The following is an 18,476-nucleotide window of genomic DNA, read 5'->3' on the forward strand; positions in this document are numbered from 1 at the left end:
AATTTAGCAGTAGCAAATGAAGGCGTTACGAGTGATCGTGACGCCTTTTTTGTTTTCGTTCCCTTCTCGAACCCAGGCGGCACGTCGAGCCTGCGCACCCGGCGGTTCACTTGCACGTAGCCGCAGCAGTCCACTTGGCCTTCCCGTCGTCGTCCAAAGCCCTCATTCCCCCGGTATCGTCCGGCGTACCCCGCGGTATCGAAATCCAATCCCAAACCGACCAGCAGCTTTTCTGAACGACAACACGTGGCAAAATGTTGTCTTCGTGAATATTTTAAAAAGGTGCGAAATGGCTCTGCTTCGGTATATCGTTGTAGGGATCGTGGCGGCGGCGCTGGCCGGCTGCGCTTCGATGTTGGGCAACCACAGCGCGCGCCACGAGGGCAGCCTGGTCGATTACCTGTACCCGAACGCCAAGGAGCCGCCGGCGATGCAGGCAACGACCACTCAACTGCGCCCGCCGGTACGCGTCGGTATCGCCTTCGTGCCCGGGGCGCGGGGCGATGGCCTGTCCGAGACCGAAAAGACCAGGCTGCTCGAGCGCGTGCGTGACTCGTTCTCGCAGTACAGCTACATCGGCAATATCGAAATCATCCCGAGCGCGTACTTGAGGCCGCGTGGCGGGTGGGACAACCTCGACCAGGTGTCGCGCATGTTCAATGTCGAGGTGGTGGCGCTGCTGTCGTACGACCAGGTCAGCTTCAACGACACCAACGAGCTGGCCGTGCTGTATTGGACCATCGTGGGCGCTTACGTGATCAAGGGCGACCGCTACGATGTCCAGACGCTGGTCGATGCCGCCGTCTTCGACGTCAAGAGCCGCAAACTGCTGTTTCGCGCCCCGGGCACCAGCCAGGTCAAGGGCTCCGCCACCATGGCCGGCTACAGCGAGCAGTCGCGCAACGCGCAGGCCAACGGCTTTCGGCTGGCGGTGGACCAGCTGATCCCGCAGCTCCAGTCCGAACTGGCCGGCTTCAGGGAACGCATCAAGAACGACCCGAACTACAAGGTCGTGAACAAGGACGGCTATCGCGGCGGTGGCAGCTTCGGCTGGATCGGCGCCCTGCTCGCGCTGTGCGCCCTCGTCTTCGGCCATGCGCGCCGCCGTACCGCTGCTTGAGCGCGCGCCGGCGAGCAGCCTGCTGGCGTTCGCCTGTGTCGTGCTGGCGTTCGCGCCCGAGGCCTGGCTCGCGCACCTGGCCTACGAGCGCGGCGCCATCTTCAAAGGCGAGGTGTGGCGCCTCTGGACCTGCCACCTCGTGCACTTCTCCGTCGCGCAAGCCGTGACCGACGCGCTCGTGCTGCTGTCGATGGGCGCGCTGGCCGAACCGGTCGTCGGCACGCGCCGGCTGCTGCTCGCATTCATCCTCGGGGGCCCGTTCATTTCGCTCGGGCTGCTCGCGAGCGCGCCGGCGATGCTCGAATACCGCGGCGCATCGGGCATCGCCATGATGGCGGCGGTGCTCGCCGCGGCGGTGATGTGGCGCGAAAGCTCGGCCTGGAAAGTATTGGTCGTGGCGCTGGCATCCGTGTTTGCAGCCAAGACCCTGGCCGAAGCCGGCGGCGGCCTGTCTGCCAGCGCGGTCCTCCCCGAATTCGCCAGGGTGGCATGGCAGTCGCATGTGCTGGGCGCTCTGTCCGGCGTGTCGATACTTGCGCTGGCCAGGTGGCGCAGCGCCGGGCCGCTCCGGCTGTGAGACAATGCGCGCTTGCGCCGGGGCCGACAGTCGGCCCGGGCAGACATCGCCCTCGCCGTCCCAATGCCCCAAACGATCGCCGCTCCCGTCCACCACGAACTCGTCATCAAGAAAAGCCGCTTCCTCGCGTGCGTACAGCCGATGGCCGACCGCAGCGGCGCGCAGCAAGTGGTGGCCGCACTGCGGGCGCAGCACCCGGGCGCGGCGCACGTGTGCTGGGCGCTGCTCGCGGGCGGACAATCGGCCGCGGTCGACGACGGCGAGCCGAGCGGCACCGCGGGCCGTCCGATGCTCGACGTGCTGCGGCACCAGGACCTGGAGGGCGTGCTCGCGACCGTGGTGCGCTACTTCGGCGGCGTCAAGCTGGGCGCGGGCGGCCTGGTGCGCGCCTACACCGACAGCGTGGCGCAAGCGCTGCTACAAGCCGAGAAAATCGCGATCGTCAAACTGCGCGCCCTGCGCTGCAGCGTGCCGTACGCGCTGGAAGGTTTCGTACGCCGTGAAATCGACCTGGCCGGCGCCACGCTCGACGAGGTCACGCACGGCAACGACGTGCTATTCGCATTCAGCCTGCCGGAACAGGCTGCGGCGGCGCTGGTGACGCGGCTGTCCGAAGGCAGCCACGGCCGGCTTGCCTGGCACGACGACGACCTGCCACCGCAATGAGGGTCAGAGTCGAATTATCCGGAACTTTTCCTCATTTCAACAATAACAATGGGGGTCAGAGTCAAATTAATTGGAAACTTTCCGAAGTTTCCAGCAATTAGGGTCTGACCCGGGGTCTGACCCTAAATAACAATCGGGGTCAGAGTCAGGGTCAGAGTCGAATTAATCGGCAACACCCTGAAGTTTCAAACAATTAGGGTCTGACCCCAAGGCTCGAGTGCTGAGGCTTCCCCACATTTCGATATACCCGTCATCACCATTCGAAAGCGGACTGCCGCGGGCCGGGCCGCTATAGTGGGCGGTTTTCCGGCATGTTCGTCCATTTAGCGTGATTAAGAAAAGCCTCGTCCCCCTCGCCCTCGGCGGCTTCGGTATCGGCATGACCGAGTTCGTGATGATGGGTATCCTGCCTGACATTGCACGCGGTTTGCAGATTTCTATCCCGCAGGCCGGTTACCTGATCTCGGCCTACGCCCTCGGTGTCGTGGTCGGCGCGCCGACGCTGGTCGGCCTGCTGGCGCGCCAGGCGCCGCGCAACGTGCTGATCTGGTTCATGCTGATGTTTGCCACGTTCAATGGCCTGTCGGCGTTTGCTCCCAATTTCCACGTGCTGATGCTGTCCCGCTTCATGGCCGGCCTGCCGCACGGCGCCTTCTTCGGCGTCGGTGCGGTGGTCGCGTCGCGCCTGGCCGACGAGGGCAAGACCGCCGCCGCGGTGGCGACCATGTTTGCCGGGCTGACCGTGGCGAATGTGCTCGGGGTGCCGTTCGGCACCTGGCTCGGCCACAACCTGAGCTGGCGCATGGTGTTCCTGATCGTGGCCGCGATCGGCGTGCTGACCGCCGCCAGCCTGCATCGGCTGGTGCCGTATTTCGCGGCGGCGCCGGGCGGCAGCTTCGTGCAGGACCTGAAGATCTTCCGCCGCCCCGGCCTGTGGCTGGCGCTCGCGATCACGTCGATCGGCACCGGCGGCTTCTTCGCCTGGTTCAGCTATATCGCGCCGCTGCTGACCGACGTGACGATGTTCCCGGCCGGCGCAATTCCCGCGCTGATGACCGTGGTCGGCGTCGGCATGACTGTCGGCGTGCTGGCCGGCGGCAGGCTCGCGGACCGCTTCGATCCGATCCGCGCGATCGTGATCCTGCTCTGCGCCATGGTGGTGCTGCTGTTCCTGACCGGGTCCCTGGCCGACTCGCAGCCGATGATGGTGGTGCTGGCCTTTGCCACCGGCGCCACCGCGCTGGCGCTGGGGCCGCCGGTTCAGATGCTGCTGATCGGCCATGCGAAGGAAGCGGAAATGCTTGGCTCCTCGCTCGGCCAGTCGGGCTTCAACATCGGCAATGCGACCGGCGCCTTCCTCGGCGGGATTCCGCTCACGCTCGGCTACTCGTATGCGTCGCCGCAATGGGTGGCCGCGGCGCTCGCCGGCTCGGGCGTGCTGCTGTCGCTGCTGCTGATGGCCCACGGGCGCGCCCGTCAGCACGCCTGACTGCCCCGCTTCGTTCGTCTCGTTTCACTCCCCCCGACAAAGCCGGAGAGGCGAGTTCGTAGGGTGGGCGGGGTAAAGTTGGCCAGTGGCCAACTTTACGAACGCCCACCCTACGCCCCACAGCTAACGTTGACCGTGCCTCTCGTTTCGCTCCCGCCGGATAAAAACCGACGACGCGAGCCGAAACGAGGCAGTCCTCATCGCGCCGCCTGCGGCAGGCGACGCAGCACTTCTTCGGTCGTCACCACGGTGGCGAATTCGCGGTTCAGGCTGGCCAGCGCGGTATCGTGAATCTGCTGCGCCGTGTAATGGCGGCCGTCGTGTCCCCGCCGCTCGAACGTGGCGGTGGCGTCCGCCACGATGAAGGTTTCGAAACCAAGGTTGCCGGCCATGCGCGTACTGGTCGATACGCAGTGATCGGTGGTGAGCCCGCAAATGACCACCGTCTCGATCATCGCCTCGCGCAGGCGCTGTTCGAGATCGGTCCCGATGAATGCACTATTGACGCTCTTGTAGATCACCGGCTCGCCCGCTAGCGGCTGCGCCTCAGGCTTGACCGCGAATCCCGGCGCTTCCGGAAGGAACAGGCTCTCCTTGCGCTTGGAGCGGTGATGGATGTGAAACAGCGGCAGACCGGCCTGGCGCCAGCCGTCCAGCAGCGCGGCGATGTTGTCCTCGGCCCCGGGGTTGTTGCGCTGGCCCCAGCTGGGATTGTTGAAGGCTTGCTGCACGTCGATCACGATCAGGGCGGCGTTGGGTGGCAGTTGCGTCATCTGGTGTCCTCCTATGAAAAGTGAGGGCTCCATCCTCCTGCAATGCAGCATGCAGCCTCAACCGAAATGCCAGATAATTGGTAGCTCATCCATGAAGAATTTCGATGGCAAGATGAGGCTCAACCAACTCAGGATGTTCGTCGCCGTGGCCGATGCCGGCAGCTTTTCCGGCGCCGCGGCCAGGCTCGATTGCACCCAGTCGCGCATCAGCCATGCGATCGCCGAGCTCGAAAACGACCTCGGCGCGCGGCTGTTGGTGCGCTCGCGTTCCGGCTCGGTTCCCACCGATGCCGGGCACCGGGTGCTGGCCCAGGCGCGCCAGATGCTGCGCCTGGAGGACAGCCTGTTCGAGGCCGTGCGCGACGGGCGCGAATTGGCGGGACAGGTGCGCATCGCGTGCTTTCGCAGCGTGGGCACGCACCTGCTGCCGTATGCGCTGGAGGCGCTGGCGCACGAGTACCCGAACATCCGGGTCGACATCGACGACGGCTGCTACGAACGAACCGACGTGACCGAGGCGCTCAGGCAGGGGCGTGCCGACATCGGGATTGCGCAGTTGCCGGTCGAGGAAGAATTCGTCACGCAGCCCTATGTGCAGGATTCATACGTGCTGGTGGTGCCGGCATCGATGAAGCTCGATCCTGCCGCGGGTTGGGATCAGCTCAATCGCCTGCCGTTCATTGAGCTGGCTTGTTCAGGGGCGGCGGCCGTGCTGGCGCGCTGCCGGGCGGCGGGGTTTGCGGCGCAGGCGAACCGCAGCCTCTCGAACCACTCGAGCATTTCGGCGCTGGTGGGGCGCGGGATGGGGTATTCGATACTGCCACGGCTGTCGACGTTTCCCGAACCGGACGAGGTCAGAATCCTGCCGCTGCCGATTCCGGCGCGGCGGCAGCTCGTCGTGGCGCATCTGGCGGACACGATGCGCCAGCAGGTGGCGAAAACCGTCGTGCGCTTCATTCGCGACCGGCAGGTGGTGGCGAAGACCAAGGCGTATCGGGCCGGGATCGTAGGCTGGGAATAGGCATGCGAACAGGGGGCGTATAGGTGCGCATTCGCACACGAGTCGCAAGTTCGTAGGGGGCGCGCGGCCGGCGAGCACCTGTGCGCACGCGGTTCGCAAACGTAGCGCATTGGTACACGCGCCGCGAGTCCGCATACGATGACCGCGTGCGCACTGGTGCGCACCCTACGCCTTCAGCACACCATGCAGCCTGTGGGCGCGCCGTTTCGCAGAGCAGAATACCCTACCCTTCGGCACCCCGCGCCCGGTCGATCAGGCTCCCCATCAGCTCCAGCGGCAGCGGGAACACGATCGTCGAGCTCTTGTCACCCGCGATGGTCGACAGCGTCTGCAGGTAACGCAGCTGCATCGATCCGCGCTGCTGCGCCAGCACCTGCGCCGCCTGCATCAGCTTTTCGGACGCCTGCAGCTCGCCCTCCGCGTGGATCACCTTGGCGCGCCGCTCGCGCTCGGCCTCGGCCTGGCGCGCGATCGCACGCACCATCGATTCGTCCAGGTCGACGTGCTTGATCTCGACATTGGCGACCTTGATGCCCCAGGCGTCGGTCTGGGCGTCGAGCACCTGCTGGATGTCGATGTTGAGCTTTTCGCGCGCAGCCAGCATTTCGTCCAGCTCGTGCTTGCCCAGCACCGAGCGCAGCGTGGTCTGCGCGAGCTGGCTGGTGGCTTCGAAAAAATTCGCGACCTGGATGATCGCGCGCTCCGGGTCGATCACCCGAAAATACAGCACAGCCGACACTCGCACCGAGACGTTGTCGCGCGAGATCACGTCCTGTTTGGGCACGTCGTGCACGACCGTACGCAGGTCGACCCGCACCATTTGCTGCAGAATCGGGATCAGGAGAATCAGGCCGGGTCCCTTGACCGCCCAGAAGCGCCCGAGCTGGAACACCACGCCGCGCTCGTACTCGCGCAGGATGCGCACTGAGTTGGCAAGCAGCGCGACAATCAGGATCACGATGATGGCAACGACAAAACTGAACTGGAACAGCATCTCAGGCTCCTTGTGCGTGATTGTCGAGCGGCGCCACTTCCAGCACGTGGCCGCGGCGCGCCACCACGCGCACCCGCTGCGCGCGCCTTAGTGGCGTGGCGCTGACCACGCGCCAGGTCTCGCCGCCGACGTTGGCCCAGCCTTCGGGCGCGGCGTCGCCCAGCATTTCGGCTTCAAGACCGATCAGCGTCTCGGCACCCGTGACCGGCTTTCGGCGGCGCGTGCGCAGCGCGATGTTGGCGGTTGTCCCGAGCAGGAGCGCGGCGACGATGCCGACCGTGACGATCAGGTAGGGCGGAATGCCCAGGCCCGGCAGGCTGGTATCGATCAGCATCAGCGCGCCGATCACGAATGAGATTACGCCGCCGATGCCGATCGCCCCGAAGGTGGGCAGGAAGGCTTCCGCGATCATGAATGCGATGCCGAGGAAGATCAGCGCTAGCCCCGAGTAATGGATGGGCAGCAGCTGCAGGCCATACAGCGCCAGCAGCAGGCAGATGGTGCCGGTCACGCCAGGCGCGACCATGCCCGGGTTCATGAACTCGAAGATCAGGCCGTAGATCCCGACCGTCATCAGGATCAGCGCGACGCTCGGATTGGTGATCGCCGCCAGCAGGCGGGTGCGCCAGTCGGGCTGGGAGTCGAGGACCGGGGCGGCGGCCGTGTGCAGCACATGGGGCACGCCCAGCACGCTGACCGTCTTGCCGTCCAGCTGCTCCAGCAACTGCCGCAGGCTGGGGGCGATGAAGTCGATCACGTGCGCCTTGAGCGCGTCCTCGGCCGGCAGGCTGACAGCTTCGCGCACGGCGCGCTCCGCCCAGTCGGCATTGCGGCCGCGCAGGTGGGCCAGGCCGATGATGTAGGCGGCCGCGTCGTTCATTTGCTTGTGCTCCATCGGCGACGGTTCGGCGCCCTTCTCGCGCTGCTGCCCGCCGCCACCCCCGCCGATCATGACCGGTGTGGCCGCGCCGAGGTTGGTGCCGGGCGCCATTGCCGCGATGTGGCAGGCGTACAGGATGTAGGTGCCGGCACTGGCCGCACGCGCACCGCCCGGTGCGACATAGCAGGCTACCGGTACGCGCGAGCCGAGTATGGCGCGGATGATGGCGCGCATCGATGTGTCCAGGCCGCCCGGCGTATCCATCTGCAGCACGATGAGCTGGCTGCCCTGCCTGGCGTCCCGGCTGATGCCGCGAACGATATAGTCGGCGTAGGCTGGGCCGATCGCGCCGTCGACGGTGAGCAGGACCACCGGCGCGCTCGCCGCTGCGCGGGCTGCGGGCCAGCCGGCGAGCAGCAGCGCCGCCAGCACAAAGCGCCAGCCGCGCAAAACCCTGACCAGCGCGGCGGCCATCGGTTGGAACATGTTTGCACCCACGACGGGACGAAGTGTCCCTCCGTTCTTAGAAGTGCGGGGCTCGTCCTTGGTTCCGGAGGCTAGTGTCCTGAATGACTAGTTCGTTGAAAAATAAATGTGGCGAAATCAAGCTGAGACAAGGAACAAAGCACAGCAAGGCCGAGGCCTTGCGCGCATTTGTGACGCAGTATCAGTTTAATTCTCGCCATATTTATTCAACGAACTAGTCATTCAGGACACTATACCAGCAGCGCCGCCTGCATCGCATTGTATGCCTGGCCGGCCTCGAGCAGGATCTGGTTGAGGGTCGGTTCGTCGAGCACGAAGTCCAGCACGCTGTCCGTGTGCTCCGGCAGCGGCGGCGCGTCGATTCCCAGCGGCGAGGGAACCGGGGCATACTGGTTTGCCAGCAGCAGCGTGTCGAGCAGCGAGGTCGGCGGCATGTTGAGCCAGCCGTCGCGCAGTTCGCCGATCGCCTCGGCCACCGGGTCCGGGATCGCCAGCCTCTTCATCACCTCGCGGCTGACCACGTCCTCGCACAGCTCGCCCCAGCGCTCAGCATCCTCGTCCAGGAGGCCGGGGAACTCGTCGGCGCGCGAGAGCAGGTAGAAGCCGCCGACTTCGTGCACGATGCCGGCGAAGAGTGCCGTGTCCGGGTCGACGAAGGTGACGCGCTGCGCAAACACCTGGGCCAGCACGGCCACGTACACGGTGTGTTCCCACAGCTGGGCCAGTTTCGAGCGCAGCAGCGGGTCGCGCACGAAGCTGCCGAACTGGCGCACCATCAGCACCGTGACCATCGCATGCAGGCGGCGGTAGCCGACCCGCGCAACGGCGGCACGTACGCTGGTCACTGGTGTGCCAGTGCCGCCGAATGCCGCGCTGTTGGCCAGCGCGACGGTACGGGCAGCCAGCTGCGGCTCGGCCAGCAGGAGCTGGATCGCGTCCTCGACATGGCAGTCCGGATCCTGCAGCGCGAGCTGCAGGCGCAGTACAGGGCCAAGGCTGGTAGGAAAGGTGATGTCGCCGCGTTCGGCCTGGGCGACGATGTATCCGAAGGCTTCAATTTTGTTCACCGCGCGATTATACCTCTGGCCTCTCGCGGCTCGACCGACCTTCAGGCCTCGGTCTTGAGTAAGGGCGTAGGGCGCGCACCAGTGCGCACGCGGTTCGCGAATGCGGAGCAGTGGAGCGGCAGCCGCCAGTCACGGCGCATGCAGGAGCCAACGGTAAGGAACCGTACCGCGTGCGCACAGGTCCTCGGCGGCCCCGCGCCCCCTACGGTGCGAGGGCGCCATGCCCTCGCCCCGGTCTTGCGAACGGCTTACTTGACCTTGATCGCGCTCTTCACGCTGGTCACGCCTTCGACGCTCCTGGCGACTTTGATCGCCCGGTCGGCTTCATCCTTCGAGTCGACGAAGCCGCTCAGCATCACGACCCCGTTCTCGGTCTTCACGTGAATGCTCAACGACTTGAGATCCGGCTCGGTGGCCAGGTCGGCCTTCACCTTGCTCGTGATCGCGGTGTCGTTCGCCGCGACACGGGCCGTTTCCGTTGCCTCGCGCGTCTTCTCGCCAGCCTTCTCCATCGCGTTTTCGGTCTTCTGCGCGGCCGTCGATGCAACCTGCTTGGTCTTTTCGGCCGCGTTGTTGGCTAGCTCCTTGGTCGTTTCCGCCGCATTATGTGCGGCCACCCGGGTCTTCTCCGCCGCCTTCTCGGCGGCGATTTCGGTACGGTCGGCCACCTCGGCGCCGGTTGCGGCGGCGTTGGCGACCACCGGGCTGGGTTTGCCAACGACGCAGCCGGTAGTGGCGTTGCCGCCGGCCTGCACGCACCTTTCCACGGCCGAGGCAGAAGCCTGGCTCTGGGCCTTGGCATCGGCCAGTGCCGTGTCGCGGGCCGACTTGGCGTTGTTCAGGCACTCATCCTTTTCGGCGGCGTTCTTGCCTTCACACCTGGCCTTGGCGGCGGCGTAGTCCGCTTCCGCCACCCGGGTCAGCGATTTCTGGCGGCCTGCGGGCGTGCTGTTGTACTTGGCCAACGCATCGGCCTCGGCATGGGCGCGCGCGGCCTTGGCTTCGGCCGTGCACACGGACTTGTCGTGGCCGCTCATGCTGTTGCACTTGGCCACGGCGGCCTTGTAGTCCGCCTCCGCCTTTTGTGCCAGGTTGCGATAAGTGGCGGGATCGTGGTTCAGTGCGGCAGTTGGCGCGGCGGCGAAGCTGGCGCCGGCTGTGGCGGCCAGCACGGCGGCAATGAGCGTTTTCATGGTGGTGTCCCTTATCGATTGTTGTGATGGCATTATTTAACGCCTGGCCACTGTAGCAATCTGTGCGATAACGAACATTATTGAAAAAACCACACTTTTCTGCCGCGGACGCTAGTCGTTGCTGAGCAGGCCCTCGCGCCACAGGGCTGCGGCATCCTCGAACGGCCTCTTGGCGTCACCGAACCGGGCCGGGTCGCGCGCCAGCCGTACCCAGGCGCGGGTATCGTGGCCGCCGCGCGCCACCGGTTGGTCAGCCCGCAGCTCGGCCAGCCAGTCGTAGACCCGGGCATAATTTGCCGGATGGCGGTGATGGGTCCAGGCCAGCGCCACCAGGTCGGCGTAGCCCTCCTCGCGGCGGGTTTCGCGCATTTCCTTGGCGGCGGCCAGCAGCTCGGCGTTCGGCGCCGTTTCCTCGCCCACTTCGACGAATCCGGCCGGCAACGCGTGCCACGCGCCCTGCGCATAGCGCCAGCAATGCGCGACTTCATGCGCCGCCATTGCCTCGATCAGTTCGCCGCGCTGGTCTTGCGCCACCTTGGCGAGCACCGATTCGGCATTGGCGTTGCCGCGCAGCGACAGCACCAGCAGGCAGCGCCCGTCACGAAAGCCGGCCGCGAGCGGCACGTCGCCCGTCTTGGCTTGCGGCTGGACGATGATTTCGATAGGCAACTCGATCTGCTGCGCATAGGCCAGCACCGGCCCGGCGGCCTTGAGCCAGCGCATTTCCTGATCGGTCAGTTCGACGGCGCCGGCAACGCCGGCAAGCAGGCAGAGAGAAACAAGGAGGGGCTTGAACATCGGGGACTCCATTGAAACCAAGAAATGCCATGAGGCAATTCTAGGCCCGAAATCAACCCCTTGAAGAAGAAAATTTTTCTCCCTGTTAAGAAAATCAAGCTTGGCGGATTTGCCATCGCGCGCTTTTTCCGGATGATGAAGATAGCACGTCGTTCCCGCGCAGGCGGGAACCCATAGGCAGCGCAAAATGACGCTCAGCATGGGTCCCCGCCTGCGCGGGCACGACGATTTTGGGCCGGCGCAGAGTCGTCGCCATGCGGTCGGCAATACAGTCTGTTTGAACGCGTGGGCGTTCGTAAAGTTAGCCACTGGCTAACTTTACCCCGCCCACCCTACAGCTATGGCCGCCGAACGGTCAGCGCTTTGCGGGCGCGGCTGCCGTCAGCGCTGTGGCGGTCACGAACGCAGGCCGGATATCGTTCGGCACTGCCTTCATCTTGTCGAGCGCCTTCTGCACGTCCGGGCGGATCACCACGTATTTCGCCATCATCGCGCGGGCCCGGGCGTAATCGCCGGTCGCTTCGATCGTCAGGAATTCGCGGTCAAGGTCCGCCACCGCCTGCTTGATCTTCTTGAAGTCGACCGAGAACGTGCCGTCCCCGTGCGACACGAAGCCACCCTTGTCGAGCAGGTAGTTCATCTGGATCGCCATGCCGCGTGCATGCGAATCGGTCAGCCCGAAGTGCAGCGTGCGAAACGCCGAGGCGAGGAAGGTGTTGTACAGCTTGCGCTCGGCCGCCTCGCCCTGCCCCAGCGTGTCCTTCAGCTGGCCCTTGTCCATCATGTACGACAGCGCCCACAGGCCGGTAACGTCGGCCTTGGCTTCCTCGATCGTCGAATAGGCCTCCTTCAGGTCCTGGCGCGGCGTCGACTCCTTGCCGTCATGCCTGGTGACGTGCGGGCCGAGGCCGTGCGTGATCTCGTGCGCCAGGATGTGGGTGAAGAAGGAATCGAAGTCCAGGTCCTTCTGGTCCTGCGGCCGCAGCACGAGCTGGGTGATGGGCTTTAAGGTCGACTCGAACTTGGCCTGCTGGACGTTCTTGAGCATCACGCGCTTGGAGCCGCGCTTGCTGATCACAAACTCGTCGTTGGGCAGGTTGTAGGCGGCGGTCTGGATGCCCATATTGCCGTCCCCGGCGCCGTAGACCTGGTTCACCACCACCATCGGCGCAATCGCGCCGACCTTGGGATTGCGGTACTGCTTATCGAGCGGCAGATTGTCTTCCAGCTCCTGCATGTGCTTGCCGAAGAAGCCCAGCTTCTGCGTCTCCTTCGGATCACGGATGTTCACGTACGCCTCGAACGCGGCCTTGTAGCCGAACAGTTCGTCGTTATAGGTCTCGTACGGCCCAATGGTCACGTCGACCGGCGAATCGAGGTCCATCCACGCAAAGTCGGATTCGCGGTAGTCGTTGGACAGGAAGGCGTCGGCACGCAGGTTCAGGAACTTCTTCAGCGACGCATTACCGGTGGCGGAAGCCGCTTCCTTCAGCAGCTTGGCCAGCTTTTCCAGCTCGGGGCGGTACTCGTCCGAATACTTGACGGTCTTGAACTTGCCGTCGGGGCCGGTGCGGATCACCGTGTAGAACCACTGGGCCTGCTCCTTCTCCTTCGGCGGCAGCGCGTTCATCCAGGTTTCCAGCACCTGCTTGGTCGCACCGGCGGGATAGAAGTTGGCGCCGTGCGGCTTTTCGGGGATCGCGATGCCGGCATACTCGGCGGGCATGAAAGACTTGTTGTCGTCGATGATGGACCACGGCCCCTTGTTGATCCAGAAGTAGTTCTGGCGCGCGACGCCCAGTGCGCTGTTGTCCTTCTTGAGCGCCGCCCACAGGGCCTCGTTGTTCGCCCAGCGCTGGCGCAGCTGCAGCGTGTCGATGATCTTTGCCGCTTCGATCAGCTTTTCGATGGCGACCCGGTCGCCGGCCGACAGCGCGGAAGTGTCGGCGGTGAGATCGACCGGCGCGAAGCGCTTGGCCATCGCGTTCAGTTCATTGACGGAGGCCGGACCGGCCGGGCGGGTTGGGGTCTCGGCAGCGAAGGCGGTGGTGACCGCGGCGGCCAGGACGAGAGGAGCGAGGATGGTCTTCATGGGTCCCTTGTGGTGGAAGGATAACTGGGCGATTGTAATCCTTTCAGGGCTGGGAACAATGAGGAATTGCGTATGTATGCCCGTGGCTTCGGCACGCATAAATACGTGCACGAAAACGAGGCGTAGGGTGCGCACCTGTGCGCACGCGGTACGGATGCATGCCGTTGGCTCCTGCACACGCACGTACCGCTGACTGGCGGCTGCGGTTCCACTACGCTGCGTTCGCGAACCGCGTGCGCACGGGTGCGCACCCTACGATGTCACTTGAACCAGCTGCCCTGCGCAATCGTCGCCAGCGGCGGTTGCTGGCTCCAGCCGCCACCCAGCGCACGCGCCACCGCCACCGCGGCCAGCAGTCGCTGCGTGCGAATCTGCGCCGCTGCACGGTCTGCTCCCAACGCGCTGCGCTGGGCATCGGTCACGTCCAGATAGGTTGAGACGCCACGCTCGTAGCGCGCTTGCGCCACCTGCAGCGCGCGCGTCGCGGCCTGCTGCGCCTGTGCCTGTGCTTGCCCCTGCTGCTGGCGTTCCTGAACATCCGACAGCGCATCCTCGACTTCACGCAGCGCCGTCAACAGCCGCGCCTCGTGATTCGCCACCGCTTCCTCATAGCGCGCCTTGGCCAGCGCCAGGTTGGCGCGGTTGCGGCCACCGTCGAACACTGGCAGCGACAGCGCCAGCGGCCCGATCGAGAACTGGCGCGCGTCCCCGCTCGCCAGATTGCGCAGGCTCTCGGATGCAAAGCCAAAGTTCCCGGTCAGCGACAGCGACGGGTAGAACGCTCCTTCGGCCACGCCCACTTGCGCATTGGCCGCCTTCAGGCCGGCCACGCTCGATGCCAGGTCCGGACGCTGTCCAAGCAGGCTGGCCGGCAGGCCGACCGGGATCGCCGGGGGCTGCGGCAGTTGCGCATCCTGGCTGCTGGCGAGCAGCGGCTCGCTGGGCGATGCGCCGACCAGCGTGGCGAGCGCGTGCTCGAGCAGGTTACGCTGGCGCCGCACCTCGTGCAGGTCGGCTTCGGCGTTGGCGCGCTCGATGCGAGCACGCGAAACGTCCAGTTCGTTCGACAGGCCGGCATTAAAGCGCGCTTCGACCAGTTGTTCCGATTCGCGCCGCGTCGCCAGCGCGTTTTGCAGGATGCCGGCCTCGGTGTCGAGACCGCGCAACTGCCAGTAGGTCTGCGCCACCTGGCCAGACAGCATCAGCAGCACGCCGTCGCGGTCGTCCTGCGCCGCCAGCGCCTGCGCGTCGGCGGCTTCGACCACCCGCCGCACGCGGCCCCACAGGTCCAGTTCGTACGACAGCGAAGCGCCCACCTGGTAGTTATTGCCCTTGATGGTGCGACCGCCCATCGCCAGCGCGGTCGAGGTCTCGGCCGAGCTGCGCGAGTTCGATATGCCGGCCGCCGCACTCACCGTCGGCATTTGCGCGGCGCGCGTCACGCCCAGTTGGGCCTGCGCCTGCAGCAGCCGCTGCGCCGCCGCCTTCGCGCCCGGGTTGTCGCGCAGCGCGCGCTGCTCCAGCGTGGTGAGGGTGGCGTCGCCGAACACGGTCCACCAGTCGGCCGGCAGGCGCGCAGTATCGGTCTGTGCGACCGGCAGGTGGCGGTAGCCGGACGCCTGCTCGTTCTTGGGCGCGACGAAATCGTGCCCGACGGTGCCGCATCCGGCCAGCGCCGCGGCAACCGATGCCGCCAGCGCGATCTGTGCAATAGGCTTGAACATTGTTTTTCTCATCAAATGAATTCGTCGATTGTCAGTGGCCGCCGCCGCCCGCTCCGCCCGGGGACTTGACCTTGTCGGCGAACCAGATCGCGCCGATGGCGCCGATCAGGATCAGGCCGACGATCCAGAAGCCGTCGTTGTACGCCATAACGTACGACTCGCGCCGTACGATGCGGTCGATCGCGGCGATGGCCTGGTTGCCGGCGGTGGCCGGGTCGATGCCGTTGGCGATGAAAGCCTGGGTGAGCTGGTCCAGCCGCGTCTGGGTCGCGTTGGAAGCCAGCGAGACCGATTCGCCGATGCGCGCCGAATGGAAGTGCTCGCGGTTGGTCAGGGCGGTGGCCAAGAGCGCGATGCCGATCGAACCGCCGAGGTTGCGCGTCATGTTGAACAGGCTCGACGCCGAGGGCATGTCCTTGGGCGCGATGCCGGCCATGGCGAAGTTCGACAGCGTGAGCATCACGAACGGCTGGCCGATCGCGCGGATGATCTGGGTGAACATGAGCTGGTCGTAGCCGGTGCTGGCGTCCATGAACGCGTTCATCAGGCACGAGCCGCCGAACAGCAGCAGGCCGAAGGAGCACATGATGCGGTTGTCGATCTTGGAGCTGAGGGCGGCCGCGAACGGCATCACGAACAGCTGCGGCAGGCCCATCCATGCGATCACTTCGCCGATCTGCATCGGGGTGTAGCCGGCGATCTGGCCCAGGTACAGCGGCAGCAGGAACGACGAGCCGTACAGCCCCATGCCGATCACCGCCGACAGCGCGGTCGCGACCAGGAAGTTGCGCTGCCCGTACAGGCGCAGGTTCACGAACGGATTGGGCCGCACGAAGCTGGTCGCGATCCAGCCCAGGATGCCGAACAGGGCCAGGTAAGCGAAGGTGATGATGAAGCTCGAGTCGAACCAGTCCTTCGAATTGCCCTCTTCCAGGAAGATGGTCAGGCTGGCCAGGCCCAGCGCCATGAAGGCGATGCCCAGCCAGTCGGCGTGGACCAGCTGCTTGAGCTGCATCGGCTCCTTGTCCATGCCCCATGCCATGCCGGCGATGAGCAGCACGCCCGGCACCCAGTTAATGTAAAAGATCGACGGCCAGCCGTACAGTTCGGACAGGTAGCCGCCCAGGGTCGGGCCCATGGCCGGGGCGAGCGTGGCGGTCAGGCCGAACATCGCCATGCCGACCGCGCGCTTGGAGGGCGGCAGGCGCGTCATCACCAGGGTCATCGCCATCGGGATCAGCGCGCCGCCGGTAAAGCCCTGCAGCATGCGGAACACGATCATCGATTCCAGGCTCCAGGCCGCGCCGCACAGGGTCGAGAACAGCAGGAACAGCGAGGTGGTGATCATCATGTAGCGCCGCGCGCCCAGCGAGCGGGTGAACAGCGCGGTCAGCGGGATCACGACGATCTCGGCGCACAGGTAGGCGGTCGAGATCCAGGAACCCTCTTCCTGGGTCGCGGACAGGGTGCCGAGGATGTCGCGCAGCGAGGAATTGGTGATCTGGATGTCGAGCACCGCCATGAAGGCGCCGAGCATGCCCGCGAACACCGCGATCCAGGTACGCGCGTCGATGCGCGCGCCATTGACCGGCGCGCCCGGGACGGCGTGGGTGGAACTGGCCATGTTGGTTCCTTACTTGGCGGCGACGGCGGCGGCTTGCGGCGCCTTCTGGCGCAGGTCGATCTCGACCACGGTCGACATGCCCGGCACCAGGCGGCCCGCGTACTTCTTCAGGTCGGCCGGGTCGAAGGTGATCTTGACCGGCACGCGCTGCACGATCTTGGTGAAGTTGCCGGTCGCGTTATCGGCCGGCAGCAGCGCGAACTGGTTGCCCGAGGCCGGCGAGAAGCTGTCCACGCGGCCGACCAGCTCCTTGCCCGGCAGCGCGTCGACATCGATCTTCACGCGCTGGCCCGGCTGCAGCCCGGCCAGCTGGGTTTCCTTGAAGTTGGCGGTCACCCACACCAGATCCTCGACGATCGCCGCCAGTTGCTGGCCCGGCTGGATGCGCGCGCCCACTTCAACGCTGCGCTTGCCCACGCGGCCCGACACCGGCGCCACGATCTGGTTGTAGCCGAGCTGCTGGTTGGCGTCCTTGAGCTGGGCCTGCAGCACCCTGACCTGGGCCTTGAGCACGTCGCGCGCCGAAGTCGCGGCGCCGATCTGGGCCTGGGCCGCGCTGGCATTGTTACTGCGCGCCGCCACGTCGGCGGTGGCGCTGGCGCGCGCGGCTGTCGCGGCATCCACCTCGGCCTTCGAGACCGCCTTCATCTGGTCGTTATACAGCTGGCCCATGCGCGCTGCGTCCTGCTGCGCCCGCACCAGCTGGGCCTGGGCCTGCGCCACCTGGGCCTTGGCGGCCGAGGCCTGGGCGCGCGCCTGCGCGATCTGGGCGTCGGCCTGCTCCACCTGCTGCTGCACGCTGGCGATCTGGGCCTCGATCTGCTCGATCTTCACGTGCTGGTCGGCCGGGTCCAGCTCGGCGATCACATCGCCAGCCTTGACCTCCTGGTTGTCTTCCACCAGCACGCGCGTGACCACGCCCGGAATGCGCGCCGACAGCGGGTGGACGTGGCCGGTGACGTAGGCGTTTTCGGTCTCGACGAAATAATGGCCGCGGTACCACATGCGTCCGCCCGCGCCGATCGCGGCCAGCGCGATCAGCGCCACCACGGCCAGCACGCGCTTGTTGGGTGGCGTTTTGCCGGCAGCCGCTGCTGCGGGCGCACTTAGTACGGGCGCGACGGGGGGAACGGCGGTTGGCCTTTGCTCGACCGTGGCTTGCGATTGCGACATGTTGCGGCTCCAAGAAAATGAAATGGCTGGTGCGCATTATTGGTGATGTTCAACCAGAAGTCAAGAAATGAAACGGTTGCATTTCATTCGGATCTGCACTACAGTGGCGCCATGAGCACAGTACCTACCCCAACCTGCGGAAAGGCGGCGGGCCGGCCCAAGGCCAGCGACGTCGAGGCGCGCATGCACGACCTGATCGAGACCGCCGGGTGTCTCTTCCTGAAAAACGGCTACACCAAGGTCAGCCTGGAGAGCATCGCGCGCGAGGCGCACGTGGCGGTGCGGACGATCTATGTAAAGTTCGGCGGCAAGGCCGGGCTGCTCAAAGCGGTGTTGACCTCGCGCCGCGATCGCTTTTTCACGCCGCACGACCTGGAAGCGGATACCCGTCCGTTCAAGGAGATCGTGGATGACTTCGCGCGCCACTTTTTCGACCTGCTGTATTCGCCCGAGGCGATCGCCATGCATCGCGTCGTCATCGCCGAAGCGCCCACCAATCCGGAACTGGCGCAGACCTTCAACGACGCCGGCCCCCGGCTCACGCGCGAGATGCTCGAGCGCTTCTTCGCACGCGCCGACATCCGGGCCCAGCTGCGTCCGGACCTGCCGTTCGACCAGTTGCCCACTCACCTGCTCACCTGCATCGGCGGCGACGTGACGCGGCGCTTCCTGTTCCCGCCGGTGCAGCAGCCGCGCGAGGAGGCGCTGCGCCAACTGGACGCGCGCATGTCCCTGTTCTACCGGGCGGTATTGGCGGACGCATCCTGAAAGCCGGCCGCAAGCACATTGCCAGCCGTAG

Annotated in this window: 16 protein-coding genes; 6 read left to right on the top strand and 10 right to left on the bottom strand. The window is 65.8% G+C overall.

What is annotated here, in order from left to right; translation table 11 throughout:
- Window positions 1-289: 289 nt before the first annotated feature.
- The 4 genes from rhlP (at window position 290) to E4O92_RS06580 (ending at window position 3,852) form a co-directional block, all read left to right on the top strand.
- Window positions 290-1,120: a rhombotarget lipoprotein gene (rhlP, locus tag E4O92_RS06565; protein WP_135188960.1), complete on the top strand. Its 831-nt coding sequence runs from the start codon at window positions 290-292 to the stop codon at window positions 1,118-1,120.
- On the top strand, window positions 1,095-1,697 hold the full coding sequence (gene rrtA / locus E4O92_RS06570) for a rhombosortase (protein ID WP_135188961.1): 603 nt from the start codon (window positions 1,095-1,097) through the stop codon (window positions 1,695-1,697). Before rhlP ends, rrtA begins: the two co-directional genes overlap by 26 nt.
- 63 nt (window positions 1,698-1,760) lie before the next feature.
- The gene (locus E4O92_RS06575; RefSeq protein WP_135188962.1) at window positions 1,761-2,363 is read left to right on the top strand and encodes an IMPACT family protein; all 603 of its coding nucleotides are present in this window, start codon (window positions 1,761-1,763) and stop codon (window positions 2,361-2,363) included.
- 328 nt (window positions 2,364-2,691) lie between these two features.
- Window positions 2,692-3,852: an MFS transporter gene (locus E4O92_RS06580; RefSeq protein WP_135188963.1), complete on the top strand. Its 1,161-nt coding sequence runs from the start codon at window positions 2,692-2,694 to the stop codon at window positions 3,850-3,852.
- A gap of 197 nt (window positions 3,853-4,049) precedes the next feature.
- On the opposite strand, the gene E4O92_RS06585 is transcribed toward E4O92_RS06580, so the two are convergent.
- A complete protein-coding gene (locus E4O92_RS06585; RefSeq protein WP_135188964.1) occupies window positions 4,050-4,625 on the bottom strand; it encodes a cysteine hydrolase family protein in 576 nt (191 codons plus the stop codon).
- A gap of 91 nt (window positions 4,626-4,716) precedes the next feature.
- On the opposite strand from E4O92_RS06585, the gene E4O92_RS06590 reads away from it, so the two are divergent.
- Window positions 4,717-5,646, top strand: coding sequence for a LysR family transcriptional regulator (locus E4O92_RS06590; protein ID WP_135188965.1), 930 nt, complete (start codon window positions 4,717-4,719; stop codon window positions 5,644-5,646).
- Between the two features lie 223 nt (window positions 5,647-5,869).
- Here E4O92_RS06590 and E4O92_RS06595 read toward each other — a convergent pair whose 3' ends face one another.
- The 9 genes from E4O92_RS06595 to E4O92_RS06635 all read right to left on the bottom strand — a co-directional run bounded on the left by E4O92_RS06595 (window position 5,870) and on the right by E4O92_RS06635 (window position 17,677).
- Window positions 5,870-6,640 carry a slipin family protein gene (locus E4O92_RS06595; RefSeq protein WP_135188966.1) on the bottom strand — a complete coding sequence of 257 codons (771 nt, stop codon included), beginning with the start codon at window positions 6,638-6,640 and terminating at the stop codon, window positions 5,870-5,872.
- Window position 6,641: 1 nt separating this feature from the next.
- A complete protein-coding gene (locus E4O92_RS06600; protein WP_229483106.1) occupies window positions 6,642-8,006 on the bottom strand; it encodes an NfeD family protein in 1,365 nt (454 codons plus the stop codon).
- Window positions 8,007-8,236: 230 nt separating this feature from the next.
- Window positions 8,237-9,073 (bottom strand): HDOD domain-containing protein, encoded by an 837-nt coding sequence (locus tag E4O92_RS06605; RefSeq protein ID WP_135188967.1) that lies wholly within the window; start codon window positions 9,071-9,073, stop codon window positions 8,237-8,239.
- A 248-nt stretch (window positions 9,074-9,321) separates the two neighbouring features.
- Window positions 9,322-10,266 (bottom strand): BON domain-containing protein, encoded by a 945-nt coding sequence (locus E4O92_RS06610; protein ID WP_167759717.1) that lies wholly within the window; start codon window positions 10,264-10,266, stop codon window positions 9,322-9,324.
- A 111-nt stretch (window positions 10,267-10,377) separates the two neighbouring features.
- Window positions 10,378-11,064 carry an NUDIX hydrolase gene (locus tag E4O92_RS06615; RefSeq protein WP_135188969.1) on the bottom strand — a complete coding sequence of 229 codons (687 nt, stop codon included), beginning with the start codon at window positions 11,062-11,064 and terminating at the stop codon, window positions 10,378-10,380.
- Window positions 11,065-11,419: 355 nt separating this feature from the next.
- On the bottom strand, window positions 11,420-13,156 hold the full coding sequence (locus E4O92_RS06620) for a DUF8614 domain-containing protein (protein WP_135188970.1): 1,737 nt from the start codon (window positions 13,154-13,156) through the stop codon (window positions 11,420-11,422).
- Window positions 13,157-13,416: 260 nt separating this feature from the next.
- Window positions 13,417-14,880: an efflux transporter outer membrane subunit gene (locus E4O92_RS06625; RefSeq protein WP_135188971.1), complete on the bottom strand. Its 1,464-nt coding sequence runs from the start codon at window positions 14,878-14,880 to the stop codon at window positions 13,417-13,419.
- 31 nt (window positions 14,881-14,911) lie between these two features.
- Window positions 14,912-16,504 carry a DHA2 family efflux MFS transporter permease subunit gene (locus tag E4O92_RS06630; protein ID WP_135188972.1) on the bottom strand — a complete coding sequence of 531 codons (1,593 nt, stop codon included), beginning with the start codon at window positions 16,502-16,504 and terminating at the stop codon, window positions 14,912-14,914.
- A gap of 9 nt (window positions 16,505-16,513) precedes the next feature.
- Window positions 16,514-17,677, bottom strand: coding sequence for an HlyD family secretion protein (locus E4O92_RS06635; protein WP_135188973.1), 1,164 nt, complete (start codon window positions 17,675-17,677; stop codon window positions 16,514-16,516).
- Between the two features lie 111 nt (window positions 17,678-17,788).
- Between E4O92_RS06635 and E4O92_RS06640 the strand changes: the two genes are divergently transcribed.
- On the top strand, window positions 17,789-18,445 hold the full coding sequence (locus E4O92_RS06640; protein WP_135188974.1) for a TetR/AcrR family transcriptional regulator: 657 nt from the start codon (window positions 17,789-17,791) through the stop codon (window positions 18,443-18,445).
- Window positions 18,446-18,476 lie beyond the last annotated feature (31 nt).

Origin of the sequence: Massilia horti, from assembly GCF_004614195.1 — a bacterium.
GTDB classification, from domain to species: domain Bacteria; phylum Pseudomonadota; class Gammaproteobacteria; order Burkholderiales; family Burkholderiaceae_D; genus Telluria; species Telluria horti.